Origin of the sequence: Arthrobacter sp. HMWF013, from assembly GCF_003061105.1 — a bacterium.
Taxonomy (GTDB): domain Bacteria; phylum Actinomycetota; class Actinomycetes; order Actinomycetales; family Micrococcaceae; genus Arthrobacter.
Genome location: NZ_QAIQ01000544.1, coordinates 1 through 1,337, shown reverse-complemented (window position 1 = coordinate 1,337; position 1,337 = coordinate 1). Strand labels below are relative to the sequence as shown.

The 1,337-nt window shown below is 67.8% G+C and carries 1 protein-coding gene and 1 pseudogene; one reads left to right on the top strand and one right to left on the bottom strand.

Translation table 11 applies throughout. From position 1 onward, the window contains the following. Positions 1 to 121: pseudogene (locus tag DBR22_RS25265) on the bottom strand (GTP 3',8-cyclase MoaA); the annotation flags it as partial. 156 nt (positions 122 to 277) lie between these two features. Here DBR22_RS25265 and DBR22_RS18685 point away from each other — a divergent pair. Then, positions 278 to 1,337: molybdopterin-dependent oxidoreductase (locus DBR22_RS18685; RefSeq protein ID WP_146187571.1), on the top strand; the 1,060-nt coding region annotated here is incomplete at its 3' end.

Genomic DNA, 1,337 nt, shown 5'->3' with positions numbered 1-1,337 from the left:
TGTCGGTGGCCCGCCGGCCGTAGCGGTCCAGCAGCCCGGGTGGGGCGTCGGCCGGCCGGGCCGGAGGCAGGCCGGCACCTGCACCTTCCCGGGGTTGCGGCATGCCTAGCTGAACACTCATGAATTCAGGCTACGCCAAGTTTTGCCCGCGGCATTACGTCCGTGTCGCCGGGCAGCAGCCACCCCTGCAGGGTACAGGCCAAAGCACTCCCTGAAAGCGGCCATACAAACTTTCCGGTCATGCGCTGCAGTGCCCCGGCGAACCTATGCTGGAGAGGTGAACACGCCCCAGCCTTTGCAGGAAACGGCCGACGACGGCGAGGGCTCCTCCCAGCGGCCCGGAACCGGCGCTGCCGCACGGGTCAGCCGCCGGTGGGCCGCCGCGTCGGGAGTCGTGTCCGCAGGCGCAGCCGTGGTGCTGGGCGAGCTGCTGGCCGGACTGCTCAGCCCGTCCCTGTCGCCGCTGACGGCGGTAGGCGGCGCGGTCATCGATGCTGTCCCTCCCGGGGTGAAGGACTGGGCCATCTCATGGTTCGGAACGGCTGACAAGGCGGTGTTCCTGGCCGGTATGTTGCTGGTCATTGCGGCCGTCGGCTCATTGGCCGGGATTCTGGAACAGGTCAGGCGCTTCGCGGGCTCGGCTGTTATCGCCGTATTTGGGATTGTCGGACTTGCAGCCGTCCTGACCCGCGCACAAGTGTCTCCCGCTGCCGTTCCCGTACCCCTCGTGGCAGCCGCGTCAGGTGCGTTCCTCCTTGGCATGCTGGTCCGCCGTCTCCGGGAAGATGGCATTGCGGCCGCAACCGGGATGGAAGGCACGGCCAGCCCGGGCAGGCGCACCTTCCTGCAGATCCTCACTGCCGGCGCCGGGGCCACTGCCGTTGGCGGCGTTATTGCGGCCGTTTGGCGTGGAGCGGCCAGCGGAATCAGTGAAGCCCGCGAAAAGCTGAGGCTTCCCGGGGCGGCATCCGCAGCGCCGGCCATTCCAGCCGGCGCCGAAGTTGGCCTGGACGGAATGCAGCCGCTGGTGACGCCGAACCGCGATTTTTATCGTATAGATACAGCCCTGATCGTCCCCTCCATCGATCCGGACACCTGGACCTTGCGCGTCACCGGGATGGTTGAGGAGGAGATCGAACTGAACCTGACCGATCTCCTGGCCAAACCCCTGACAGAGCGGCATGTGACCATCGCCTGCGTGTCCAACGAAGTCGGCGGCGACCTGATCGGCAACGCCCGCTGGCTCGGCTGGCCGGTCCGGGAACTGCTCGCCCTCGCCCGCTCGCAGGACGGCGCGGACATGGTGTTGTCGCGGAGTTCGGACGGCTGGACTGCAG